This is a genomic window from Bradyrhizobium sp. CCBAU 51745, from assembly GCF_028128715.1.
Classification (GTDB): domain Bacteria; phylum Pseudomonadota; class Alphaproteobacteria; order Rhizobiales; family Xanthobacteraceae; genus Bradyrhizobium; species Bradyrhizobium manausense.
Genome location: NZ_LBJP01000001.1, coordinates 398970 through 424116, shown reverse-complemented (window position 1 = coordinate 424116; position 25147 = coordinate 398970). Strand labels below are relative to the sequence as shown.

The window sequence follows — 25147 nt, the reverse complement described above, 5'->3', positions numbered from 1 at the left end:
CGCCATTCGCCTTTGCAAGATGAGGACGTACGATGGATCACACCAGTGACCCCGGTGCGATGCGCTACGTGATCGATCCCGGACGGCTCGATCTCGTCGAGGAGTTCCGCGCAAGTCCACTCGGCGTACATAGCCCGGAACTTCGCAAGCTGTTGGCGCGGATGCGATGGGGCAGGCCGGAAGGGCGACTGGTCCTGATCGTGCTCGAACCCGGCAAGGCCTGGCGGCTGTCACGCATCCCCAAGCGCCGGGGCGATCCGATGCCTTTCGTCGATGATCGCGTCTTCACCTCTCTCGCTGAAGCGGAGTGGCACGTGTTCAAGCTGCGTTGGCAGGACATGACGGGCACGACGCTGCCCGCGGAGGTCTCCGGTGATCTATAGGACCAACGAGTATCTCGGCTATCCGGATAGCATCAGCGTCCCGGCTGGTGAGTCCGTCAGATTCCAGCTGAGCAGCAAGCGGCCGAGCGTGAAGATCGAGGTGCTCAGGCTGCGCAGCGGCGATGTCGATGCAAACGGCCCGGGCTTCAAATATGAGGTGATGACGAGCAGCATAGACGGTGAGCATGCCTGCCTCGACCAGCCGATCCGCCCGGGATCCAACGCTGTCGTTGATCACGACGGTGCACTGGTCCCGACCGGCGGGCACTGGTGTTTCGGAGCCTACGTGTATCCGACGCGGATCGTGGATAATGCCAAAGCCGTGATGGGAAATTGGTGCGAGCGCTCGGCGCGCGGCTATGGGCTCGAGCTCGACGAGGAGGGGCATCCGGTCCTGGTGCTGGGTCAAGCGAGCGGTACGCCAGCCCGCTTTGCCCTCGACGTCAAGCTGCGCCTGCGCGTCTGGGCATTCGTATCGTGCGCGCTTGATCTTGCCCAAGGATCGGCCTCCGTGTCGCTGATCGTTCCGGCAGACGGCGTTCGGCCGGCGGCCGCCTATTCGAAATCGTTCGCCCTGCCGCAAGCGGCTGCATTCGACTCCGGACTGCCGTTCCTGATCGCGGCCCACCATCTGAACGGCGATCGCCAATATACCTCGCACTTCGACGGCAAGATCGAGGCGCCTCGTGTCTTTTCGCGTCCGCTGGACCCAGAGGCGCTGCGTGTCTTCGACGGCCGGCAGCGGACGGGAGCAAGTGATGTCGGGCTTGTCGCCTTCTGGGACTTCTCGAATGGAATCTCGTCAACGTCGATCAGGGATCTTTCGCCGAACGGCCTGCACGGCAACCTCCGCCAGTTACCGCGCAGGGGCGTGACAGGCTTTCACTGGTCTGGATCCGTCCACGACTGGCGGATGTCGCCGCAGGAATATGCGGCGATTCATTTCCACAGCGACGACATCTACGATTGCGAGTGGCAGACCACCTGCACGCTCGATGTGCCGGTCCACTGGCGGTCAGGCGTCTACGCGCTCCGGCTGACCCCGGGGGGCGACGATCCTGACCGGGACTGCGAGAGCTACGTCACCTTCTTCGTGACACCAGGCAAGACGTCGCGGCGTGCAGATCTCGTCGTGGTCGCTTCGGTCGCGACTTATCTCGCCTATGCCAACAGCGCGTTGCGTCTCTACCAAGTCCACTTCGAGACGCTGATGGAGCATGTTCTGTGGTTGCCGCAAGATGACGTCTTCATGCAGGAGAACCCGGAGATCGGCCAGTCGACCTATGATTGCCATGTCGACGGCTCGGGGCGAGCGTACAGCTCCTGGCTGCGACCCATCCTGAACATGCGCCCGCGCGGCTACTGGTTCAATTTGATCAACGACACCCACATCCTCGACTGGCTCGAGGAGAAAGGCATCGCCTACGATCTGATCACGGATGTCGAGCTTGACCGGGGAGGCGCGCGTGCACTTGCGCCTTACCGGGTCATGATGACGCCGACCCATCCCGAGTATTATAGCCTCAATATGATGAACGCGATCATGGCGTATCAGAACGCCGGCGGGCGGCACATCTCGATGGGGGGCAATGCATTCTATTGGCGCTGCGGCTTTCATCCGGCCGCGCCCGCCGCGCTCGAGGTTCGCCGCGGCATGGCCGGAACCCGCACTTGGGAATCGGAGCCGGGCGAAGTTCATCTTGCCGGCACCGGCGAGCCGGGCTCACTGTGGCGGCATTCGGGCTTTGCACCCCAAAAGCTCGTCGGCGTCGGGTTCTCGGCCATGATCAACGATACCTGCGGCTACTATCTGCGGACAGCTGAAAGCGAGGATACGCGTGTCGCGTTCATCTTCGAGGGCACAGGCCGTCACGACAAGTTCGGTGATTTTGGATTTCGCTACAACGGCGCCGTCGGGAGCGAAATCGACCGCTACGATCTCGAGCTCGGAACTCCGCCGCATGCGTTGCGGATCGCGACATCGGAAGGATTGGGCGCGGGCGCGCTGCCGACGCCCGAGGAGTTTCGCACCGTGGTCGATGGTCTCGACGGGACGCAAAATGCCCTGGTGCGCGCCGACATGGTGTTCTTCGAGACCGCCCACGGTGGCGCGGTCTTTGCGACGGGATCGATCACCTACGGCATGTCGTTGGGCCACAACAACTATGACAACAACATCAGCACGATCACCCTGAACGTCGTGAACCGGTTTCTCGATCCACGGCCTTTCATCATGCCTGCCAGAGCCTAGCGGGCTGACTGGACTTCGGCTCCACAAGAATTGCCATCTCGTCGCCAGAGATGGTTCTCGAACCTGGGAGGCTGTCATGCCGGACAAGCGCGATTTTCAAGCCCCGGAATTGGGAGCCCTCAATGTCGCTCCCCGCAAGGCGCGCCCGATGCATGCGGACGAGCACTGGGGCAGCCAGCCCTGGTACGAAGCGCCGCGCGGCGATCCTGCCGTAGCGGAGGTCTACACTTATACCGACGCAATGTCTTACGACCCCGGAGACGAAGTCGTCTTTCGCTCTTCCGCAACGGTAAAGGCCTGGCGGCTGCAGATCTATCGCGACGATCTCGAACCCGAGATGGTGCATGAGATCGACGCGCTTGACGGTGTGTTCACGGCGACGCCGTCCGATGCCTATCGCAATGGCTGCAACTGGCCCGTCGCGCATCGCTGGACATTGCCGCCGGATCTGCGCTCGGGATTCTATCGCGTGGTCTCGTCGTGCGAACGAGCGAACGGGGCCCGCTTCGTCCAGCATCATTTCTTCGTCGTGCGCCCGACCGAGGCGAGGCGGCGCGCGAAGATCCTGATGATCCTACCGACCGGCACCTGGACCGCGTACAATGATTTCGGCGGTGCCAATCATTATTTCGGGGTCGAAGGTCCTGACAGGGACGAGCCCTCGCCGGTGTTGTCGTTGCAGCGGCCGTGGACGCGCGGCGTGGTCTGGCTGCCATCAGGTGCGCCGCGCATCTGCGCCGATCCTGTACCCGAGATGGGTGACGCGCCGCGCTACCCGATGAAGGAGTGGGCTTTCGCCAACGGCTTTGGCCAGTATTACGCAGCGGCGGGCTGGGCCCAGTTCGACCGGCATTTCGTGCACTGGGCGCAGAAGGAAGGCTACGCCCTCGATATGATCACCCAGACCGATCTTCACTACCGGCCCGAACTGCTCGACGCCTATCCTTGCGTCACCATCATCGGCCATGACGAGTATTGGACGTGGGAGATGCGCGAGGCGATCGAGCGCTATGTGGAAGGCGGCGGGCGGCTGGCGCGCTTCGGCGCCAATTTCCTGTGGCAGATCCGGCTCGAAGAAGATGGCAAGCGCCAAGTCTGCTACAAGTTCAAGGCTATCCACAAGGACCCGATCGTCGGCACGGACCGTGCGCGTCTGATGACGTCGGCCTGGGAAGATCGCAACGTCCGTTGGCCCGGCGCCTCGACGGTCGGCGTGAACGGCGCGCACGGTCTCTACGCATCCTGGGGCGGCTTCGCGCCGAATGGCCAAAGAGGCTTTACCGTCTATCGCCCCGAGCATTGGGCCTTTGCCGGCACAGGGCTGCACTATGCCGATATCTTCGGCGACAAGCAGCACATCTTCGCCTACGAGGTCGACGGGCTGGACTACACGTTCCGCAACGGTCTTCCTTTTCCGGTCCCGGCCGAGGGGCAGCCCGAGACCATCCAGATCCTGGCGATGGCGCCGGCCGTCCTGGCCGAGGACGAGCCGCCAGGTGAGGGCTTCCGCTATTACGTGCGCAGTAGCGACCTCGAAGGCCTGGTGGAATGCATCACCGGCGAGGTCACGCCCGAGGGATTGGCCCGTTACAAATACGGCTCGGGCATGATGGTGCACATGACCCGCGGCAAAGGCGAGGTGCTGACGGCGGCGACCTGCGAATGGGTGATGGGGCTGAAGCGCGGCGACCCGTTCACGCAGCGGATCACCCGCAACATCCTCGATCAATTCACTGCGCCCCGTTCCGCGTGAGCGGTTGTCAGCGGCGCTTGGCTTTCGCGCGCGCTGCTTTGGATGGCGGTGCGGCGCGCGTTTGCGTCGCTTCAATCTCCACCTCCTCGTCAATGGCCCTCTCTGGAGTCATGAAGCGCGTGCCGCCATGCTTCTCCAGCAACCGGACGAGGTTCTGGCCGCCCTCCATCATGTCGGCCTGGATCGACTCGCGAACCTTGTCCGGCCGGCGCTGCCGCAGATTCTTGAGAACAGACAGGTGCTGATGTTCGTTTGGATAGGTGGGGGGCGCGTGCGGGTAATGGAAATTCAACAAGGGTCCGTTGCGCATCCAGATATCGTCAAGGATGGCGAGCACTTCGGGAAGACCCGATCCATCATAGAGACCGCGGTGGAATTGCCAGTTGGCGCGGACCGCGTCGGACCATCTGCGCTCCTTCTCTGCGCTGATCAGCTCGCGGTGAGTGGCCTCCATCTTGTCGATATCGGCTTCGGAGATGCGCGTGGTTGCGTGCTCGGCGGCAAGTCCTTCGAGAAACAGCCTGACGGTTCTGAGCTCGATATATTGCTTCGCCGTCATGTGGGCGACCATGATCGAGCGTCCCGCCTGCATCTCGAGCGCACGACCGCGCACGAGCTGCATCAGGGCTTCGCGGATCGGTGTCTCCGACACGTTCATGGTCGCGGCAAGGTCGCGAATCTTGAAGCGATGGCCCGGCCAGAACCGGCCTTCCATCAGCGCCTGACGCAGATTGTTGTAGACCAGGCTCGTCAGGCTGTCGCGAGCCACCGGGCCCACGCCGCCTTCACCATGTCTCTGGTCAACGTCAGCCATTCTCGGTCCCCGAAAGGTCTGGGCCGTTTCGGCAATCCGCGCCGATACGGAGTCGGAATCCGGACCCTAGCCTCGACAAGAGGGTCTACGGGTCTGGGCCGGTAAAGCAACAATTCCCTTGTCATCGACAACATAATATATGATATATCAGAATTAGAAGAGAGAGAAAGAGAAGGCATGCCGGAACTGATCAGGACAAGGGATGCTGCCCTGCGGGCGCGGGCCGAGAAGGTCGTGCCAGGCGGGATGTGGGGACATCTCCACGCGGCCAAGTTGCCGGAGACGTATCCGCAGTTCTTCAGCCGCGGCGAGGGCGGCGTGCTCTGGGATGTCGACGGTCACCGCTACGTGGACTTCATGTGCAGCTGGGGTCCCAACTTGCTCGGCCACCATCATCCCGAGGTGGAGGAAGCGGCCGAGCGTCAACGGCGCGACGGCGACTGCCTCAACGGTCCGGCCGAGATCATGGTCGAGCTGGCTGAACTCGTCGTCGACACGGTGGGCCATGCCGATTGGACCCAGTTTCAGAAGAACGGTACCGATGCGACGACGACATGCGTCACGATCGCAAGGGCTGCAACCGGTCGGCGAAAGATCCTCGTCGCCAAGAAGGCCTATCATGGTGCCGTGCCGTGGTGCTCACCGTCGCTTCTCGGCGTGACCGCGGAGGATCGCGCTCATCTCGGATATTTCACTTTCAACGACGTCGAGAGTCTCGAGGCGGCGGCTGACGCGGCGCGCGATGATCTTGCTGGAATTTTAATTTCGGCATTTCGCCACGATCTCGGAGTCGACCAGGAACTTCCAACCCTGGAGTTCGCGCGTGCGGCGCGTCGCATCTGTGACAGCAAGGGGGCGGCGCTTATCATCGACGAAGTTCGCGCCGGCCTCCGCCTCAATGCCGCGGGTAGCTGGGAAGGGCTCGGCGTTCAGCCCGATTTATCTGCCTGGAGCAAGGCGATCGCCAATGGTCATGCCCTGGCGGCTGTGACCGGTGCCGACTGGCTGCGTCGTGCTGCGTCCCAGGTCTTCGTCACGGGGTCATTCTGGGCCGGCGCCGTCGCCATGGCTGCTGCCGTCGCCACATTGAAGATCGTGCGCAGGGACGATGTGCCGACCCGCCTTGCGCAACTCGGGCAAACGCTGCGTGATGGCCTCGAGACGCGCTCCCGCCAGTTCGGTCTTTCGATCCGCCAATCGGGACCGGTGCAAATGCCGACCCTTTTGTTTGAAGAGGACCCGGACTACCGGAAGGGTTCAGCCTTCTGCAGCGCGATGCTTGCCAGGGGCGTTTACTTCCATCCCAAGCACAACATGTTCCTCTGTGCCGCTCATACCGAGGCCGACATCGCCGCTGCTCTCCAGGCGGCAGAGCACGGCTTTGCAACTGTGGCGGCGCTTTGATTGTCACGTGGTGCAAAGACGAATGCCCATGTTCGGTCGAATAAGCCCAGTGGTGCGACCAGTAAGCGGTTATGTTCTTACCGTCGCTATCTCTCAAGTAGGGTTTCCGAAATATTGGGTCTCGCTATCTAGCGGACCAGGGACTCGAACCCCGCAAAACTAGAGTCGCGGGATGGTCGGAGCCGATCATTCCTGGCGAGATGCTACGGCAACGTCGTGCACTTCGGCACGCTGCGAAATGGTCATTTTGGTCTGCGAGATCGCTCTGGTTTGCCTCATGATGGCGCCGGGAGCGCCGCAGACGAAAGGCGATACGATCGCCATCAGCGCATTTTCAAGGATGTGAAATTCACCTCGCGCGGATCGTTTCGTTTGACAGCGCACACCTCCACCAAGAAATGTCGGGGCCGGCGGCGAGCAACATCAACAATGGCCGCCCCGCAGGATTACGGAGGAAGCGTCAGTGCTCGGCTTGATGCAGGATCGACCGTTACTGATCTCGAGTCTCATCGAGCATGCAGCGCATTACCATCCCAAGGCGGAGATCGTCAGCAAGACCTGCGAGGGGACGATCTATCGCAGCAACTATGCCGGGCTCCGCTCGCGCGCCGCAAAACTCGCTAGGGCGCTGATCAAACTTGGCATCGGGCCAGGCGATCGCGTTGCGACGCTCGCCTGGAACACCCATCGTCACATGGAGCTCTATTTCGCCGTATCCGGCATCGGCGCGGTGCTGCACACCGTCAATCCGCGCCTGTTTCCGGAGCAGATCGATTACATCATCAACCACGCCGAAAATCGGGTTCTGTTGTTCGATATCACCTTTGCGGATCTCGTTCACAAGCTGCGGCCGAATCTGACCACCGTCGAGCATCTGGTCGCGATGACGGACGGCGCGCACCTTCCGGCTCAGCCTCTCGGTTGTCTCTCTTATGAGACGTTGGTCGAGGCGGAAGACGATATTCTGGACTGGCCGGTGTTCGACGAGCGAACCGCATCATCGCTCTGCTACACATCCGGCACGACCGGCAACCCCAAGGGGGTGCTCTACAGTCACCGCTCGACCATCCTGCATTCCTTTGTCGCCTGCGCGAACGATGGTCTCAAGCTGTGCAGCAGCGACAGCGTTCTTCTCGTTGTGCCCTTGTTCCACGTCAATGCTTGGGGAATTCCCTATGCTGCCGCCATGTGTGGGGCCAAGGTCGTGCTGCCCGGTCCCGCTCTGGACGGCAAGAGCATCTTCGAGCTGGCGGCGCAGGAAGGCTGCAACTTCTCGCTCGGCGTGCCGACCGTCTGGCTCGGCCTCTTCAAGTACATCGAGGAAAATCCCGCGCTCGATCTCTCCGCGATCAAGCTCGATCGCGTGGTCGTCGGGGGATCCGCCGCGCCGCGCAGCATCATCGAGAAGTTCCGCAGCATCTTCGGTACATTCGTCATCCACGCCTGGGGAATGAGCGAGACCAGCCCGCTCGGCTCGATCGGCAATCTGCTGCCGGTTCATCGCGATCTGCCTGCCGCCGAGCAGGTATCGGTTCAGTGCAAGCAGGGGCGCGCGATCTATGGCGTCGAGCTCAGGATCGTCGACGAAGACGGAACACCGCTTCCGCATGACGGAGCGAGCGCCGGAAACCTGATGGTGCGCGGCCCATGGGTTGCCGCGGGCTACTTCAAGGGGGAGGGCGGCGCAGTGTTGGATGCTGAAGGCTGGTTCGCGACGGGCGATGTCGCGACGATCGATCCCGACGGCTACATCCAGATCACCGATCGCTCGAAGGACGTGATCAAGTCCGGCGGCGAATGGATCTCCTCGATTGACCTCGAGAATGTCGCGGTTGCCCATCCGGCCGTACAGGAGGCAGCGGTCATCGGTCTGCCGCATCCGAAGTGGCAGGAGCGGCCGCTCCTGGTCGTGGTCCGAAAGCCAGACACCGATCCCGCGCGCGAGGACATCTTGGACTACATGTCCGTCCGCGTCGCCAAATGGTGGTTGCCCGACGATGTCGTCTTCGTGAACGAGTTGCCCCACACCGCAACCGGAAAGCTGCAAAAGACCAAGCTGCGCGAACTGTTCAAGGATCATGCGTTACCGAACTGACGCCGGCGCACCGCTGTGCGCCCCCTGAAAAAGGTGCCACAGAAAAGCAGAGACCATGCCCAAACTGATGCTCGACGATCCCGATGGTACACTCGTGATGCTTAGCGACAGCGTCACCGGCTTTGCCGGCCGCTTTCCGGGAGCAAAGGCAATGCGCGAGAGGCGCGGACGCGGCGGAACCATGGACCCGCTGATCTGGTCTGCGATGGTTGAAGCGGGCTGGATCGGATTGTTGCTGCCGCAGGAATGCGGTGGCGCGGGCCTCGGGCTGCGCGAGCAGACAGTGCTTAGTGAGGCGCTGGGGCGAGCGTTGATCGCCGAGCCGACCGGTGCAGCCTCCGTCTTCGCTGCGACGCTGGTCGGTGGAGCTTCGCCGGGTGCGGAGCGCAGCCGTCTTGCGGCTGGAATGACCAGCGGCGAGATCATCGCCGTACCGGCATGGACGTCCGGTGCGAAGCCGATGACCGCACGCAGCGTCAATGGCAGCATCTTGCTGTCGGGCGAGATGCGCTTCGTCGATGCCGCGCGCGCAGCAACGGACTTCCTTGTGGTCGCCCAGAGCGCCGACGGCGTCATACTCCTCAGCGTCGCTGCCGATGCGCCAGGTTTGGCGATTTCGGAACGGGCCGGAGTTGACGGCGGTGCGCTTGCGACCATCTCGTTTTCCGATTGTGCGATGCCGGCGGATCGCGTGCTGTCGCGCGCGAACCGCTGCGAGGATCTGCTCCGGCGGGCCATCCTGCATACGCGTCTGGCACTCGCAGCCGAGCTGACCGGAGTGGCGTCGAAAGCGCTTGAGCTCACCATTGCCTACACGAGCGACCGCCTGCAGTTCGGCAAGCCGATCGCCAGCTTCCAGGCCATTCAGCATCGGCTTGTCGACATGTGGATCGAGGCGGATTTTGCGGCTGCCGCCGTGGTGAACGCGGTCGATGCATTACAAGCAAAGGATGACGATGCGGCGGAGCTCGCGGTGCTGGCGGCCAAGGCGCGCGCGGGCGAAGCCGCATTTTCGATCTGCCGGCGCGCGGTGCACCTTCATGGTGCCATGGGTTACACCGACGAATGCGATATCGGGCTCTATCTGAAACGCGCCATCAATCTCAATGCCATGCTGGGCCAACCTGAACAGCTGCGCCTGGAATTTGTCGAACGCGAAAGCGGCTATGGCCGCGGGAGGACTTAATGGACAACAATCTGATCAAGACCGAGATCAAGGATCACATCGCGATTGTAACGATGGATGCGCCACCGGTGAACGCACAGTCCAAGGAGTTCGTCGAGGAGTTCATCGCGGTCTTCGACGAACTGAACGAGACCCCGTCGGTGCGGGTGATCGTGTTGACCGGCGCCGGAAAGACCTTTTCGGCGGGAGCCGACATCAAATCGCGCGGCAAGGTCGGCGCGGCGCCGGGCGACACCTATCGGCATCTGCGGCGCGCTCGCGAGGTAGGCTTCTGCATCATCGAATCCAACAAGCCGGTGATCGCGGCGGTGAATGGCCCGGCGCTGGGAGCCGGCCTCGGCCTTGCGCTCTGCTCGGACATCATCCTGGCGTCCGAGAATGCGGTCTTCGGCCTGCCCGAGATCGACGTCGGGCTGATGGGCGGGGTGCGGCATACGATGCGGATCATCCCGCATACGCTGGCGCGCCGCATGGTGTTGACCGGTTACCGGGTGCCTGCGGCCGAGCTCTATCGCCGTGGCATCATCGAGGACTGCCTGCCTCGGGAAGAGCTGATGCCGTCAGCCATGAGGATGGCGGCCGAGATCGCCAAGAAGAGCCCGATGGCGCTGAAGCTTGCCAAGCGCGCGATCAATACGGTCGAAACGATGGGCCTGAAGGACGGCTATCGTTTCGAGCAGAACCTCACGGTGGAGATGACGCAGCACGAGGATTCCAAGGAAGCGATGCGGGCTTTCATGGAGAAGCGCACGCCCGTTTTCAAGGACGTGCTTTGATGGCGCCCGACTGGAACGAGGTTGCCGACGAGGAGTTCAGGTCGGTCTTTCGTACGTGGGTCGACCAGAACTGCCCCGCCCATCTCCGGTACATGCGCAAGCAGCGTCCACTCTTCAACGAAGTCGCCGAATGGTACCATGCGCTGGCCGCCAAGGGGTGGCTGGCGCCTACCTGGCCCCGGCAATATGGCGGCATGGGCCTCTCGGCGGCCAAGCACATGATCTATGTCGAGGAATGGGGACGTCTCGGCTGTCCACGCATTCCGGATCATGGTATCGGCCTGGTCGGTCCGCTCCTGATTCAGTACGGCACTGAGGAACAGAAGGCTCACTACCTGCCTTGCATCCTGTCCGGCGAGCACGTCTGGTGTCAGGGTTATTCCGAACCCAATGCAGGATCTGATCTCGCGAGCCTCAGGACATCCGCTGAGCTGGATGGCGACGTGTTCGTGGTGAACGGACAGAAGATCTGGACCACGCTCGCCCATTGCGCCAACTGGATCTTCGTCCTCGTCCGTACCGAGCGCGACGCCAAGGTACGCCAGAAGGGCATCACCGTTCTTTTGCTCGATTTGACCTCGCCCGGCGTTCGTGTCCGGCCGATCGAAAATCTGCGCGGCGAGACAGATTTCTGCGAGGTCTTCTTCGATAACGTGCGTGTGCCGCTGAAGAACCTGGTTGGCAAGATCCACGAGGGCTGGACCGTCGCGAAGTCGGTGCTCGGCCACGAACGTATCTTTCTCGGCGCGCCGACGCGGCCGGAATATGCGCTCGAACGTCTGCGGCGGCTCGCAGAAGCACGTGGAGCGTTCGAGGATCCCGCGTTTCTGTCTCGTTTCGCGAGGTTGCGGCTAGACCTCTACGATCTCGGATCAGCCTTCGAGCGCTATGCGAAAGTCCTGCGTGCGGGCGGAGAACTGGGCGCCGATGTCTCCGCTCTCAAGATATTCACGACTGAGCTCTATCAGCGGATCACGGAGGAAATGCTAACTGTCGCAGGCGAAGAGGCGCGATTTGCCGACGATCTCGGCGCCGGAGACATCGATATCGATGCGATGAACCTCTTTCTCGACTCCCGCGCGCCCGCGATCTTCGGCGGCTCCAACGAGATTCAGCGCAATATCCTGGCCAAGGCAGTGCTCCAACTTCCCGGTTGATTGCCGCGTCAGAAATCGATGTCGACCGGCTGCTCGAGGTCGTTGTCCTTCCTGACCGACTTCGCCGCGCGCTGAAGGACGGCGAGGTAACGATCAAAGTTCTGCCGGATACGCTCGGCGGCGCCGCCGAGGCCGAGTACGACCGGCTGGTTTTGGATCGTCACGGGCAGCAGCACGCAGATGGTCCCGCCGCCGAGAATGGGAATGTTTTCGGCCGAGCACCATCCTTTGCCGCGGATCTTCCGAATGCGGTCCATCATGTCCGACAGCTTCACGCGATCCGATGCGTTGGGGGTGGCGATATTCGCACGGCGAATGATGTTGTCGGCCTTCTCGTCCGACATCGTCGACATCAGGAGCCAGCCAAGCGCCGACTGAGTCAATGGGCGCAGTGTCCCCTCATCCACATGGAAGCGGAGCGGGTGGATTGACTGGACGATCTTGACGTATTGCAGATAGACGTCGTTCGTCGTGCCGATCGAGACTGTTTCGCCGGTCGCCGCATGAACGTCGTGCATGGCCTCGAGCGTGCGGCTGTTGCCGAAGAGAGTACGCGGAATCCAGTCGCCGAGCGACGTCACCTTGGGTGTTGGAAAATAGACGCGCATTCGCCGGTCGTAATTCAGGTAGCCCATGGTGACGAGGGTCTTGAGCAGGACCGTCGTGCTTGACGGCGGATAGCCGAGCGCGAGCCCGATCTCCGACATGGCGCGCGGCTGGCGGACGTTCATGAAGAACTGAAGGATCTCGAGCGCGCGAAGCGCTGACTTCACGGTGGATGTCCCTCCCGGTACCGCTGCGGACGTCGTTGCTGCCGCTTGCATCACTGGGTCCTCATCGTCGCTGCAAAATTCACGGATATGAAAGTCAGCTTCGCATATGAATTATGTTTGGTTTGCCCCAACAGCGCATGACATGCTGCCCGCAGTCAAGTCCAATGGCGCGATACGACGCCGCGGGCGCTGAGCTGGAGGACGTCATTGGGAAGCGGCAGGCTACAGGGGCGCGTGGCGCTCGTCACCGGCGCAGGGCGCGGCATCGGCCGCGCCATCGCAGAAGCCTTTGCGCGTGAAGGCGCGGCAGTCGGGGTGCTCGATCTCAAGGCGGAAGTCGCAGATGCTGCGGCGCACTCTATCGTCTCGGAGGGTGGCAAGGCCGTAGCGATCGTCGGCAATGCGGGATCGCGGGCCGACGTTTTTGCGGCAGTCGATCGTCTCCTCAGGACCGTTGGTCCGCCCACTGTCCTGGTCAACAACGCGATGTGGAATCGCTACGGGCCGCTGGAGCAGCAAACCGAAGAGATGATCGGCCGGATGATCGATGTCGGCCTGAAGGGTGTGATCTGGGGTTACCAGGCTGTGCTCGAGCCAATGACTGCGGCCGGGGGCGGAGCCATCGTGAATATTGGATCGCCATCGGCCGTGCTCGCGATGGCGAATGGCGTGATGTACAGCGCAGTGAAGGCCGCGGTGGCGGGCGCGACGCGATCCGCCGCGGCCGAGTTCGGGCCGCGCCGGATTCGTGTCAACGCGATCGCGCCCGGGCCGACGCCGACGGACGGCGCCAATCTTGTCGTCAGCGAGGAAGCCTGGGAGCGGCGCCGCGCACGCGTGCCGATCGGCCGTCTGGGCGAGCCGCGCGACGTGGCGAACGCAGCCGTATTTCTTGCCAGCGATGAGGCGAGCTTCATCACCGGCGACATGCTGTTTGTCGACGGAGGAATTACCTACGCGTTCTCTTGAGTGCGCATCAATCGTTCATTGGCGGCCCACCACAACAAGAAGAGCCGCGGACCGTAAGGAGGACCATATGAGACTCTCGGTTAGCTATATCGCCGCTGTGGCGATCTTGTTGAGCGCAATTTCGTGCCCTGCAACGCCGGTCCGCGCGCAGGGGATTTCCGGGGACGTCATCAAGATCGGCATCATGAACGACCAGGCCGGTCCTTATTCGGATAATTGCGGGCCGGGTTCGGTCGTCGCCGCACGTCTCGCGATCAGCGACTTTGGTGGCGCCATCAACGGCAAGAAGATCGAGCTCGTTGTGGCCGACGATCAGAACAAGCCGGATATCGGGATGGCCATTGCCTTGCGCTGGCTGGACAACGAGAGCGTGGACGCGATTGTCGGCTGTTCGGCGTCCTCGATCGCGCTGGGCGTGCAGGACATCATGAAGAACCGGAAGAAGCCGTATCTCCTGGCGGGAACCGCGGCCTCAATGTTCACGAACGAAAAATGCTCACCGATGACGACGCAATGGACGATGGACACCTATGCGTTGCCCAAGGCGACGGTGAAATCGCTGCTCGCACGAGGGCTCGACACCTGGTTCTTCGTCACCGTCGACTATTCGTTCGGCAAGGCCTGGCAGGCCGATACGACGAACTTCATCAAGGCCGATGGCGGCAAGGTGGTCGGCTCCGTGCTGCACCCGCTCAATTCCTCGGATTTCTCCTCGTTCCTGCTGACGGCACAGGCGAGTGATGCAAAGGTCATTGCGCTCGCCAATTCGGGATCAGACTTCGCCAATGCCATGAAGCAGGCACAGGAATTCGGGTTGACGCAGAAGCAGCAGCTTGCCCCGCTGGGTCTCTTGCTCAATCAGACGCATAGTATCGGCCTGCAGCCGCTGCAGAACGTGCGCCTGACGACGCCCTTCTACTGGGACATGACGGACGAGACGCGCGCCTTTGCGAAGCGATTTCAGGCGGAATTCAAAGACCGCGTCCCGAACGAGGCGCAGGCGAGCACCTACAGCGCGGTCACGCACTATCTCAAGGCGGTCGCCGCGACGCAGACCGACGAAGGCGAAGCGGTGGTGCGGCAGATGAAGACGACGCCCATCAACGATTTCGAGATGAAGAATGTCAGCATCCGTGCTGACGGCCAGGTGATGCGGCCGCTCTATGCAGCGCGCATCAAGGCGCCGGCGGAGTCGAAATATCCTTATGACTACTACGAGATCACGTCGACCATTCCGGCCGAGGACGCCTGGCGCCCAGCCGCGGAGAGCACCTGCGATCTGCTCAAGACCCAGTGAAACCAAGCGAGTATAAGCGGAACTGCTTGATGGCGCTGGAAGTGAGCCGGATATCGGCGACAGCCGCCCAGTTGGGTGAAAGCCCGCTCTGGGATGCCGAGCGGCAACGGCTGTATTGGGTCGATGGCGTCGCGCGTCGCGTGCATGCCTATGAGCCAGCGAGGGGTGACACGCGGCATTGGGATGTCCCGTCCATGGTCGGCTCTGTCGCGCTTGTCCAAGGCGATGCGCTGATCGTCGCGCTCGTGGACGGCATCTACCGGCTCGATCTCGGCTCCGGGTCACTGACATCGCTGTTCTTGCCCGAGCCTCGCGATGTCCGTGTGCGCTTCAATGACGGCAAGGTGGATCGTTGGGGACGGTTTCTCTGCGGCACCATGGGCGTCCATGCGGAGCCGTTGGGGCAGCTCTTTCGCATTGACGCTGCCGGTGCGCATACGGTGCTTGCCGATGGCATTCGCATTTCGAATGCGCTTTGCTTCAGCCCCGACGGCCGCACGATGTATTTTGCCGACAGTCTCGACCGCGCAATCCGCGCCTATCGCTATGGGCCCGGTGATAAGCCCGATCGAGAACCCCGGATGGTCATCGACACCGCGCCATATCATTCCGGGCCGGACGGCGCGACCGTCGATTGCGACGGCTGCCTTTGGGTCGCGCTGGTGCAGGTGGGCAAGATCGCGCGGTTTACTCCGGAAGGTACGCTTGATCGTCTGATCGACGCGCCGACCGACTTGCCCTCATCGGTCGCTTTCGGCGGCCCGGATCTATCGACGCTCTATGTCACCTCGATCAAGGATTCAGGATCGGGACGCGCGGTTTCGCGGCACCCGGACGGCGGCTTTCTGTTCGCGATCGAGGGCCTCGGCGTTACCGGTCTGCCGGAAGCGCAATTCCGGGTTCAGCCGAACTCTTTCCCAACCAGGACCACGTCTTGATGCGTCAGCCCCCAGCCTCGCTCGATCCGCTCTTCAAGCCGCGGTCCGTCGCCCTGATCGGTGCCTCGGACGATGTCGCGCGCATCGGCGGACGCCCGTTGAGGTACTTGCGCGAGGGCGGCTTCAAGGGCGCCGTCTATCCGGTCAACCCGAAGCGGGATACCGTCCAGGGCATCAGGTCCTACAGCTCCGTCGCGGCGCTGCCAGAGGTGCCTGATGTCGCCATCCTCGCGGTGCCGGCGCAAGGCACGGTCCAGGCGCTGAGGGACTGCGCGGATCGCGGCGTCAACGCAGCGGTGGTGTTTTCAGCGGGTTTTGCCGAGGCAAGCGAGCAGGGGCGTCTTGCGCAGGATGAGATCGCGGGCATCGCTCGCCAGAGCGGCATGCGTGTCCTCGGCCCGAACTGCCTCGGATTGTTCAACGCCGGCATCGGCTATTACGGGACATTCTCGGCGATCCTCGACGCCGCGTTCGTCGAGCCCGGTCCGGTCGCGGTCGTGTCGCAGAGCGGGGCCTACGGCTCGCATATCGCCCACTTGGCGCGCCAGCGCGGCCTTGGCATCGGGCAGTGGATCACGACGGGAAATGAGTGCGACATCGATGTCGCCGAAGCGCTGCGCTGGGTCATTGATCAGGCGGATGTCAAGGTCGTAATGGCCTATGCGGAGGGCATTCGCGATCGCGACACATTCGTCGAGGCGCTGGAGGTCGCGCGCGCACGGGAAAAGGCCATCGTCTTCCTGAAGGTCGGCCGCTCCGATGTCGGCGCGCAGGCTGTGAGTTCGCACACCGCGGCGCTGGCGGGATCGGACGCCGTGTTCGACGCGGTGCTGCGGCAGTATGGCGCCTATCGGGCGCGGACCACCGCCGAGCACCTCGACGTGGCCTATGCCTGCGCGCGGGGGCTTTATCCCGCGGGCAACAGGTTCGGCATCTTCACGCTGTCAGGCGGCTTCGGCATTCAGATGGCCGATGACGCCTCGGCGTGCGGGCTCGACGTCGCACCGATGCCTGAGGCGGCGCAGGAGGAATTGAAGGCGATGCTTCCTTACGCATCGCCCCGCAATCCCGTGGATGCGACGGCGCAGGCGCTTACCGACCTGCCGCTGATGACGAGCTATATCGCCGCGATGCTCGAGAAGGGCGGCTATCACCTCTTCGCCGGCATTTTCGGCAGCGGACCGGCCAGCCCCACCTTCTCGGCCAAGCTGCGCCAGACGCTGCGGACCGCAACAGCCGGACATGAAGGCCGGGTCCTGGCGCTGTCCATGTCGGCGCCGGCGGAGATCGTTCGCGCCTACGAGAACGACGGTTTCCTGGTCTTCGAGGATGGCTCGGCGCTGGTGAACGCGCTGGCGGCACTGGTCTGGTTTCGCCGCAGCTTCGATGCGGCGAAAGCGACGCGCCCGGCCTCGCCGGCCGCGATGCGCATCGCGCCACCGGACGGCGCGCTCAGCGAGCACGAGGCGAAATCGCTGTTGCGCGCGGCGGCCGGCATTGCGTTTCCGAAGGAAGCGCTGGTGCGGCCCGACGAGGACGCCGGCGCCGCCGCGGCAGCGATCGGCTTTCCGGTGGTGGTCAAGATCTGCTCCCCTGACATCGCGCACAAGACCGAGATCGGCGGCGTCATCGTCGGAGTGCGGAATGAGGCGGAGGCCCGCGATGCCGCGCGAACCATTCTGGCCCGCGCGCGCGACAAGCGGCCGGACGCGCGGATTGACGGCGTCATCGCCTCACCGATGATCAAGGGCGGGGTGGAGACCATCGCCGGTGTGGTGCGCGATCCGACCTTTGGTCCTGTGGTCATGTTCGGGCTCGGCGGCGTTTTCGTCGAGGTGCTCAGGGATGTGACGTTCCGCGCAGCGCCATTCGACGTTGCCGAGGCGCAGCGAATGATCCACGAGATCCGTGGGTTTGCGCTGCTGGAGGGCGTTCGCGGTGCGCCGCCCACCGATATCGATGCACTGGCGGAGATGCTGTCGCGGCTGTCGCAATTCGCAGCCGACAATGCCGAGCTGATCGAGAGCATCGATCTCAACCCGGTTCTGGCAATGCCGCGCGGCGAGGGCGTCATGCCGCTCGATGCGCTGCTGGTCCCGTGCAGATCCGGGTCTTGAGCATGGCGATTCTGGTTGGGGGAAGAGATATATGACGATCGATACAGCGAAGCTCACCGAACTCCTGGACCGCGAGGCGATCCGCGATTGCATCTATCGCTATTGCCGCGGAGTCGACCGGGCCGATGAGGCCACGCTGCGCGGCACCTATTGGCCCGACGCCACCGATCAGCATGGCATCTATTCCGGGCCGGTGGAGGGCTTCTTCCTTTGGGCCCGCGAGATCTTCAAGAGCGGCGCGCGCAACGTCCATCAGGTCGGCAACCTTCTGATCGAATTCGTCGGCCCGACGCGAGCCGTGGTTGAGACCTACTTCCTCGCCATGCAGCGCGGTCACGGCAAGGACGGCGTCGTACGGCAGTACGTGATGGCCGGGCGCTACTGCGACCTGTTCGAGAAGCGCGGCGGGGAATGGCGGGTCGCGCGGCGCATCGTGACGTTTGACTGGGTGGAAGAGCAGGCCGTGCCGACCGAGGGCGAGGAGGTGCGTTTGGGCCCGCGGACGCCGATCGGAACGCGGCACCCCGAGGATCCCATCTATGAAGTTCTGGCCGATGCGCGCGCTCTGCGCATGTAGGTAAACGCATCGAAGGAAGTGGGCGATGGAAAAGGCAAGGCGCGTTGTCATCGTCACCGGAGCGGCCGGTGGCGTCGGCCGGGCGCTGCTCGAGGCTTTCCATCGGGACGGTGATGTCATTGCGGCCGTCGATCTGCCTGGCACCGACGTCGGCGATATCACGGTTGCGCTCGGCGGCGAGCATGCGGCGTTCTATTGCGACGTGGCTTCTGAAGACGAGGTTGTGGAGCTCGTCGCCGCGATCGAGCGGCGGTTTGGACGGATTGACGTTCTCGTCAACAACGCCGCGCTCGGGCCGACCATGGCGGCGACGACAGACACGGACGTCGCCTCGTTTCGCAAGGCGTTGAGCGTCAACCTGCGCGGCCCCTTCGTGCTGGCGCGCGAGGCGGCGAGGCGCATGATGGGGCAGGGCGGCGTGATCGTGAACATCGCGTCGCTGGCCGGCGTTCTCGGCAATCCCAAGCGCAACGCCTATGCGGCGTCCAAGGCGGGGTTGATTTCGGCGACGCGGTCGCTCGCTTGCGAATGGGCAAAACATGGCATTCGCGTCGTGGCGGTGGCGCCCGGCTATGTCCGCACGCCCATGGTTGCGGAGTTGGAGCGCTCCGGCAAGGCGAACCTCGAACTGGTCCGGCGGCGCGTTCCACTGGGGCGCATGGGACGCCCGGACGAGATCGCCGCAGCGGCGCGCTTCCTCGCTTCGCCGGACGCAGGGTATGTCACGGGCGCAGTCCTTGCCGTCGACGGCGGCTGGCAATCCTTCAATCAGCCCGGCGACGCGCATCCTCCGGTCATGGGGGCGCCGGACGCCGAACTGAAAAAGCCCGAGCCGGCGCTGAAGGAGCGTATCGTGGTCGTGACCGGCGGCGCCAACGGCATCGGGGCGGCGATCGTCCAACGATTTGCGTCCGCCGGCGATACCGTGGTCGTCGCCGACAAGGATGGCGATCGCGCTGCCGAGCTCGTGCGCGCGCTCGGCACGAAACACATGGCCTTCGTCTTGGACGTCTCCTCCGAACAGGAGGTGCTGGCGGTGTTTGCCACGATCCGGCAGCGCTTCGGTCGCGTCGACGTGCTGGTCAACGATGCCGCGGTGGCCGACGGTTTCGTGCCGGCGCTCGCGCAGTCCGCAGCGGAGCTCGACAAGGTCTTGGAGGTCAATCTCGTGGGCGCCTTTCTCTGCGCGCGAGAGGCAATCAAGCTGATGGGGAGCGGCGGCGTTATTCTCAATCTCGGATCGATCAACACATTCCTGCCTTTCGCGCCGCGCCACGCCTACGGCGCGTCGAAGGCCGCCATCGACATTCTGACGCGGTGCATGGCGGCTGAGCTCGGCCCTGCCGGCGTGCGCACCGCCACCATTGCGCCAGGCTATGTCCGCACGCCGGGCGTGGCTGCGCTTCAGGAATCGGGGCGCATCGACAGCGCGCGGATCCGCCGCCGCGTTCCGCTCGGCCGCTTCGGCGAGCCGGCGGAGATCGCAAACGCGGCTTATTTCCTGGCCTCGCCGGAAGCGTCCTACGTCAACGGCTCGATCCTCTATGTCGACGGCGGCTGGACCTCGTTCGGCGATGCCGGCGATGCGAGCACCGCGAGCGGTTGAAGACGGCGGTGCAGGCCCGGGTCTTTCATGGATGTGAAACTCACCCTGCGTGGCCTCAAAGCCGTGGTGGCGCCGCAGAACTCATGAGATGGTTTTCAACGTCAGCGCGATCGCCGCGTCAATCGAACCAATAGCGCAAGCGAGGAAATGCCGAGATGAGCAGCAGTGAGGTGGGCGCACGTCGCCTGGACGTCGTCGTCGTGGGCGCCGGCTTCGGCGGCTTGTACGCCGTGTACAAATTCCGGGAGTTGGGCCTCAAGCTCGCGGCATTCGAGGCGGGCGGCGATGTCGGCGGGGTGTGGTACTGGAATCGCTACCCCGGGGCGCGCGTAGACCTTCCGAGTATCGACTACAGCTATTCGTTCTGTCCCGAGATCGAACAGGAGTGGACCTGGTCGGAGGAGTTCGCGTCACAACCGGAGCTTCTCGCCTACTTCAACTTCGTGGCTGACCGGCTCGACCTGCGCAAGCACTATCAGTTTAACACCCGCATCATCAGCGCCATCTGGGACGAGACGCGCAAGCTGTGGAAGGTGACGACCGATCGCGGTGAGACCGTCGAGGCGACTTACTGCGTGATGGCGACGGGCCCGTTGTCGATCCCCATGGATCCCCAGATTCCGGGTATCGCGCGCTACAAGGGCGAGTTGCTGCGCGCCGGCAAGTGGCCGCACCATCCGGTCAGCTTCGCCGGCAAGCGCGTCGGGGTGATCGGCACGGGGTCGACCGGCATCCAGATCGTCCAGGAGGTCGGCCGGAAGGCCGGCGAGCTCTTCGTCTTCCAACGCACGCCAAGCTTCACCATGCCCATGCGCAATCAGACGCTGGAGCCGGACTACGTAGCCGAGGTCAAGCGCAACTACGCCGGGATCCGCGAGGCCGCCCGTAACAGCCCGAACGGCGGCGTGCGTCCGTGGACCACGCGCGCGTTCTTCAGCGTGACGCCGGTACGGCGTCGCGAACTCATGGAAGACGCCTGGAAGGCCGGCGGCCTTGCGATGCTCGGGACCTTCACGGATCTCCTGAGCAACGAGGAGGCCAATGAGCATGTCGCCGAATTCGTGCGCGGCAAGGTCAGCGAGGTCGTCAAGGACCCCGTCACCGCCGAAAAGCTCAAGCCCCGCGGCTATCCCATCTTCGCGCGGCGGCCGTGTCTCGACACCGAATACTACGAGACGTTCAATCGGCCCAATGTCCATCTGATGGACTGCGTCACCGAACCGATCCTCGAAGTCACCGAGAAGGGTGTGCGGACGGAGGCCGGAGAAACCGAGCTCGACATGCTGATCCTCGCGACCGGCTATGATGGGCTCACCGGTGCGCTGACGGCCTTCGACGTTGTCGGCCGCCATGGTGGCAAGGTGAATGACAAATGGAAACACGGGGCGAGGTCGTATCTCGGCCTGATGATGGAAGGTTTCCCGAACCTGTTCATGACCACCGGCCCGAACGGGCCGGCGGCGCTCGCCAACATCGTCAGGATCAGCGAGAACGACGTCGACTGGATCGCGAACCTGATCACGCACATGGCCGATCGGGGCCTTGCGACCGTCGAGCCGACCAAGGCGGCGGAAGACGGCTGGATGGAGCTCGTCGCGCGGCTCGCGCAGCGCTCGCTGCTGAACAAGGCGAAGACCTGGTATCTCGGCGCCAACGTCAAGGACAAGCCGCTCGGGCTTACGCTTTTCACGGGTGGATTTCCGAAGTACAGGGAGTATTGTGCCGCCGCCGCGCAAGCGGGGTATCGCGATTTCGTGTTCGAGCGCGGACGAACGCCAGTGGCGGCTTGAGGTCGCTATCGTGCACAGTTCGGATGAACCAGCGATACGGGCGGCAACCACATCTCCGTTCAGCAGGTGGGCTTCTGGGCGCCGAGGAAGGGGCACGCGCCATCATTCCGTTACAAGGTGTTCGTGGTGGACGGCAGCCGGCAAGTGATCTGCGCTGCAAAGCTCGACTGCATTGACGAGCAGACGGCGAGGCGCCGCGCCGAGAAAATGCATGACGAGCACGACGTTGAGCTTTGGGAAGGCGATCGGCTCGTTGCGGTGTTCCGAAGTGCAACGTCGAATGAAGGTCGGAGCTAACGCGCGATCCTGAATAGGCAGCCGGTCCCGCCGCCGAGTTGGTTCAAGCGTTGTGAGGCACCCCGGCCCGGCCGATTGGCGACGTGTCCCCGCGAAGCAAAGATCATCTCGCGGACCGAGTGCATCTGGGAGACAAGCCGAAGTATTCCGGGGTCCTCGCAAGGAGGGCGCAAAAGCCTCATTGTCATTAATTTGAGGCATTAATCAATAAAATATGCGAATAAATAAATAAATGGACAATGGCTTTAATTTAAAATAGATATTGATTTAATGAGGGCGAATGACCGTGGCGCTTCCTGATCACGGTCGTCGCTTCTGAAGCCGCGAATATCGCAGAATCAATAATTGCCAAGACGTGGCCGGCCAAGCACCGACCGCGATGGGCAGGGGGATACCGCTCCAGATCTTTTCACGCAAATTGGCAGCAGTTGATCGATTATCGCTGGTGGACGTAACACCCTCCGAGCGAGCGCTATCAGTTTGCGTGAATTGATTTTCCGGCGACGCTCTCTGCTCTGCATTGACAGACGAGGGTCGCGAATGACGTGCACGCATTTTGTAGCAATGTTGGGTCGGGCTCAGGCAGTCTCGAATTCTTCTCCGTCAATCTGCGATCCTTCGATCCAGCCAAGTTTGCGGTTTGCAAACATGGCGGCTGTCGGGCGCGCGACCGTTTTCACGACATCCGCTCGCGGGCCCGGAGCGACTCTGGCCTCGAGCAGAGTTGAGCGGCACGTGTTCTCTTTGCACATTTTCGAAGCGCTGAACAGGACGGTAGGCATCCTGGGCAGCTTGGCATTTTTCTTCAGCAACATAGGCAAGGCAACGGCCGATCATCCCCGCGCCATTGTGCAATTTGTGCCGGTCCGTGAATGCGGGCGGCGCATCACCCCGAGGATTTAAGCTATGGCGACGCAGACAACGGGCGGCGGCAGCACGGTTTCGTTCGGCAATACTCCGCAAGCCAACTCGGACATTTTCTCGTTTACGGAAGACGCCGGCAACATTCTCATCTTGAACGTACTGGCAAATGACCTTGGGGGCGCGGCCAAGACGCTGTTCTCGCTGGACGACGGCACGAGCGCCTCCGCCTCTACCAAGAGCTACGCACCTGCTGATCTGCTGGTCAGGGATGTGGTGTACAGCGCTGACGAAGCCGGCATGGCCGGAACCCGAGACCGCAGCGCGCTCGGTGCCCGCATCTGGATCGAGTCGGACGGCACCATTCACTACGACAAGGGCGACATCAACGCTCAGCTTCAGGCGCTGGCGGTCGGGCAAACGTTGACTGACACATTCACCTACGCGATCCAGCTGGGCAATGGCACGCTCAGCTGGGCGACGGTGACACTCCAGTTCAACGGCGCAAACGATTCGGTCTTCGCGACATCAAGTCCGCAGAGCGGCTCGGTGGTGGAAGACGCGAATGCCACGCCGGATCTCTCGGATTCGCAGAGCGCGGCCGGCACTATCAGTTTCAACGACGCCGATCTCAGCGACACGCATTCCGCCTCGTTCGCGGCAGCCTCTTCCAACACGACTTCGCTCGGCACTTTCTCGCTCGACCCCGTCAACGAGGCGGCCAATGCCGCCAACGGCGCGGTGCAGTGGCACTACAGTTTGAACAACGCGGCTGCGCAATACCTCGCTGCGGGCCAGACCGTCACCGAGAGCTTCGTGGTGACGATCAATGACGGCCACGGCTCGACAGCTACCCAGACAGTGACCGTGACCATCACCGGGACCAACGATGCGGCCACGGTCTCTTCCGAGGCGAAGTCCGTCACCGAGGGGAATGCCGCCTCCGCGCTGAACACGAGCGGCCAGCTGACGATTGTGGATCCCGACACGGGCGAAGCCCATGTCGTGGCCCAGAGCAACGCGCACGGCACCTATGGCGACTTCACCATCGATGCCAACGGCGCCTGGAGCTACAGCGGTAATGGCGCCCACAATGAGCTCACCGCGGGCCAGCAGGTGCAGGACCAGTTCACGGTCACCAGCCAGGACGGCACCGCCACCGGCACCGTGACGGTGACCATCACCGGGACCAACGACGCCGCAACCGTCAGCTCGGATTCGAAGGCAGTCACCGAGGGCGACACCGCGGCGGCGCTGAACACCTCCGGCCAGCTCACCATCACCGACCCGGATACGGGCGAAGCCCATGTCGTGGCCCAGAGCAACGTCCACGGCACCTATGGCGACTTCACCATCGATGCCAACGGCGCCTGGAGTTATAGCGGCAACGGTGCTCACAATGAGCTCACCGCGGGCCAGCAGGTGCAGGACCAGTTCACGGTCAGCAGCCAGGATGGCACCGCGAGCGGCACCGTGACGGTGACGATCATCGGTACCAATGATGCCGCGACCGTGAGCTCGGACTCCAACGCGGTGACGGAGGGCGACATTGCCTCCGCGCTGAACACCTCCGGGCAGCTGACGATTGTAGATCCCGACACGGGCGAAGCCCATGTCGTGGCCCAGAGCAACGTCCATGGCACCTATGGTGACTTCACCATCGATGCCAACGGGGCCTGGAGTTATAGCGGCAACGGTGCTCACAATGAGCTCACCGCGGGCCGGCAGGTGCAGGACCAGTTCACGGTCGCCAGCCAGGACGGCATCCCCCCCCCCCCCCCCCCCCCCCCCCCCCCCCCCCCCCCCCCCCCCCCCCCCCCCCCCCCCCCCCCCCCCCCCCCCCCCCCCCCCCCCCCCCCCCCCCCCCCCCCCCCCCCCCCCCCCCCCCCCCCCCCCCCCCCCCCCCCCCCCCCCCCCCCCCCCCCCCCCCCCCCCCCCCCCCCCCCCCCCCCCCCCCCCCCCCCCCCCCCCCCCCCCCCCCCCCCCCCCCCCCCCCCCCCCGTCACGGTCACCATCACCGGCAGCAACGATGCGGCCACGGTCTCTTCCGAGGCGAAGTCCGTCACCGAGGGCGACACCGCGGCGGCGCTGAACACCAGCGGC

17 protein-coding genes and 1 pseudogene are annotated in these 25147 nt (G+C 63.5%); 16 read left to right on the top strand and 2 right to left on the bottom strand.

Going from position 1 to position 25147, the window contains the following annotated elements:
• Positions 1-32: 32 nt before the first annotated feature.
• The 3 genes from XH98_RS02015 to XH98_RS02005 all read left to right on the top strand — a co-directional run bounded on the left by XH98_RS02015 (position 33) and on the right by XH98_RS02005 (position 4387).
• Positions 33-383 carry a hypothetical protein gene (locus XH98_RS02015; protein ID WP_271597204.1) on the top strand — a complete coding sequence of 117 codons (351 nt, stop codon included), beginning with the start codon at positions 33-35 and terminating at the stop codon, positions 381-383.
• Positions 373-2634 carry a N,N-dimethylformamidase beta subunit family domain-containing protein gene (locus XH98_RS02010; RefSeq protein ID WP_271617650.1) on the top strand — a complete coding sequence of 754 codons (2262 nt, stop codon included), beginning with the start codon at positions 373-375 and terminating at the stop codon, positions 2632-2634. The genes XH98_RS02015 and XH98_RS02010 overlap by 11 nt, the downstream gene beginning before the upstream one ends.
• Positions 2635-2710: 76 nt before the next feature.
• Positions 2711-4387, top strand: a complete 1677-nt coding sequence (locus XH98_RS02005; protein ID WP_271617649.1) for a N,N-dimethylformamidase beta subunit family domain-containing protein — start codon at positions 2711-2713, stop codon at positions 4385-4387.
• A 94-nt stretch (positions 4388-4481) separates the two neighbouring features.
• Here the strand turns inward: XH98_RS02005 and XH98_RS02000 are convergent.
• A pseudogene (locus tag XH98_RS02000) lies at positions 4482-5201 on the bottom strand (GntR family transcriptional regulator); the annotation flags it as partial.
• A gap of 177 nt (positions 5202-5378) precedes the next feature.
• On the opposite strand from XH98_RS02000, the gene XH98_RS01995 reads away from it, so the two are divergent.
• The 5 genes from XH98_RS01995 (at position 5379) to XH98_RS01975 (ending at position 11819) form a co-directional block, all read left to right on the top strand.
• On the top strand, positions 5379-6605 hold the full coding sequence (locus tag XH98_RS01995; RefSeq protein WP_271617647.1) for an aminotransferase class III-fold pyridoxal phosphate-dependent enzyme: 1227 nt from the start codon (positions 5379-5381) through the stop codon (positions 6603-6605).
• Between the two features lie 463 nt (positions 6606-7068).
• Positions 7069-8700: a 3-(methylthio)propionyl-CoA ligase gene (locus XH98_RS01990; protein ID WP_271617646.1), complete on the top strand. Its 1632-nt coding sequence runs from the start codon at positions 7069-7071 to the stop codon at positions 8698-8700.
• A gap of 55 nt (positions 8701-8755) precedes the next feature.
• Positions 8756-9886, top strand: a complete 1131-nt coding sequence (locus XH98_RS01985) for an acyl-CoA dehydrogenase family protein (RefSeq protein ID WP_271617645.1) — start codon at positions 8756-8758, stop codon at positions 9884-9886.
• On the top strand, positions 9886-10662 hold the full coding sequence (locus XH98_RS01980) for an enoyl-CoA hydratase/isomerase family protein (RefSeq protein ID WP_271617644.1): 777 nt from the start codon (positions 9886-9888) through the stop codon (positions 10660-10662). Before XH98_RS01985 ends, XH98_RS01980 begins: the two co-directional genes overlap by 1 nt.
• Positions 10662-11819 (top strand): acyl-CoA dehydrogenase family protein, encoded by a 1158-nt coding sequence (locus tag XH98_RS01975; RefSeq protein WP_271617643.1) that lies wholly within the window; start codon positions 10662-10664, stop codon positions 11817-11819. Before XH98_RS01980 ends, XH98_RS01975 begins: the two co-directional genes overlap by 1 nt.
• A gap of 8 nt (positions 11820-11827) precedes the next feature.
• Here the strand turns inward: XH98_RS01975 and XH98_RS01970 are convergent, their stop codons facing one another.
• Complete coding sequence (locus XH98_RS01970) at positions 11828-12592, bottom strand: IclR family transcriptional regulator (protein WP_271617642.1); 765 nt, start codon at positions 12590-12592, stop codon at positions 11828-11830.
• Between the two features lie 207 nt (positions 12593-12799).
• Between XH98_RS01970 and XH98_RS01965 the strand changes: the two genes are divergently transcribed.
• The 8 genes from XH98_RS01965 to XH98_RS01930 all read left to right on the top strand — a co-directional run.
• Positions 12800-13561, top strand: a complete 762-nt coding sequence (locus XH98_RS01965; protein WP_271597213.1) for an SDR family NAD(P)-dependent oxidoreductase — start codon at positions 12800-12802, stop codon at positions 13559-13561.
• 67 nt (positions 13562-13628) lie between these two features.
• Entirely contained in the window at positions 13629-14858 is a 1230-nt protein-coding gene (locus XH98_RS01960; RefSeq protein WP_271617641.1) for an ABC transporter substrate-binding protein, read from the top strand.
• A 29-nt stretch (positions 14859-14887) separates the two neighbouring features.
• On the top strand, positions 14888-15796 hold the full coding sequence (locus XH98_RS01955; protein WP_271617640.1) for an SMP-30/gluconolactonase/LRE family protein: 909 nt from the start codon (positions 14888-14890) through the stop codon (positions 15794-15796).
• The gene (locus XH98_RS01950; RefSeq protein ID WP_271617639.1) at positions 15796-17913 is read left to right on the top strand and encodes an acetate--CoA ligase family protein; all 2118 of its coding nucleotides are present in this window, start codon (positions 15796-15798) and stop codon (positions 17911-17913) included. Before XH98_RS01955 ends, XH98_RS01950 begins: the two co-directional genes overlap by 1 nt.
• A 37-nt stretch (positions 17914-17950) precedes the next feature.
• Positions 17951-18490: a nuclear transport factor 2 family protein gene (locus tag XH98_RS01945; RefSeq protein WP_271617741.1), complete on the top strand. Its 540-nt coding sequence runs from the start codon at positions 17951-17953 to the stop codon at positions 18488-18490.
• Positions 18491-18515: 25 nt separating this feature from the next.
• Positions 18516-20096: an SDR family oxidoreductase gene (locus XH98_RS01940; protein ID WP_271617638.1), complete on the top strand. Its 1581-nt coding sequence runs from the start codon at positions 18516-18518 to the stop codon at positions 20094-20096.
• Positions 20097-20251: 155 nt separating this feature from the next.
• Positions 20252-21886, top strand: a complete 1635-nt coding sequence (locus tag XH98_RS01935) for a flavin-containing monooxygenase (protein WP_271617637.1) — start codon at positions 20252-20254, stop codon at positions 21884-21886.
• Positions 21887-23089: 1203 nt separating this feature from the next.
• The coding region (locus XH98_RS01930; protein WP_271617636.1) for a VCBS domain-containing protein at positions 23090-25147 on the top strand (2058 nt) is incomplete at its 3' end.

What these genes read in the sequence shown, in the direction of transcription:
- XH98_RS01980 (WP_271617644.1), top strand. Translation starts at nt 9,886, where the DNA reads ATGGACAACAATCTGATCAAGACCGAGATCAAGGATCACATCGCGATT.
- XH98_RS01975 (WP_271617643.1), top strand. Translation starts at nt 10,662, where the DNA reads ATGGCGCCCGACTGGAACGAGGTTGCCGACGAGGAGTTCAGGTCGGTC.
- XH98_RS01935 (WP_271617637.1), top strand. Translation starts at nt 20,252, where the DNA reads ATGAGCAGCAGTGAGGTGGGCGCACGTCGCCTGGACGTCGTCGTCGTG.
- XH98_RS02015 (WP_271597204.1), top strand. Translation starts at nt 33, where the DNA reads ATGGATCACACCAGTGACCCCGGTGCGATGCGCTACGTGATCGATCCC.
- XH98_RS01940 (WP_271617638.1), top strand. Translation starts at nt 18,516, where the DNA reads ATGGAAAAGGCAAGGCGCGTTGTCATCGTCACCGGAGCGGCCGGTGGC.
- XH98_RS01950 (WP_271617639.1), top strand. Translation starts at nt 15,796, where the DNA reads ATGCGTCAGCCCCCAGCCTCGCTCGATCCGCTCTTCAAGCCGCGGTCC.
- XH98_RS02005 (WP_271617649.1), top strand. Translation starts at nt 2,711, where the DNA reads ATGCCGGACAAGCGCGATTTTCAAGCCCCGGAATTGGGAGCCCTCAAT.
- XH98_RS01960 (WP_271617641.1), top strand. Translation starts at nt 13,629, where the DNA reads ATGAGACTCTCGGTTAGCTATATCGCCGCTGTGGCGATCTTGTTGAGC.
- XH98_RS01985 (WP_271617645.1), top strand. Translation starts at nt 8,756, where the DNA reads ATGCCCAAACTGATGCTCGACGATCCCGATGGTACACTCGTGATGCTT.
- XH98_RS01995 (WP_271617647.1), top strand. Translation starts at nt 5,379, where the DNA reads ATGCCGGAACTGATCAGGACAAGGGATGCTGCCCTGCGGGCGCGGGCC.
- XH98_RS01955 (WP_271617640.1), top strand. Translation starts at nt 14,888, where the DNA reads ATGGCGCTGGAAGTGAGCCGGATATCGGCGACAGCCGCCCAGTTGGGT.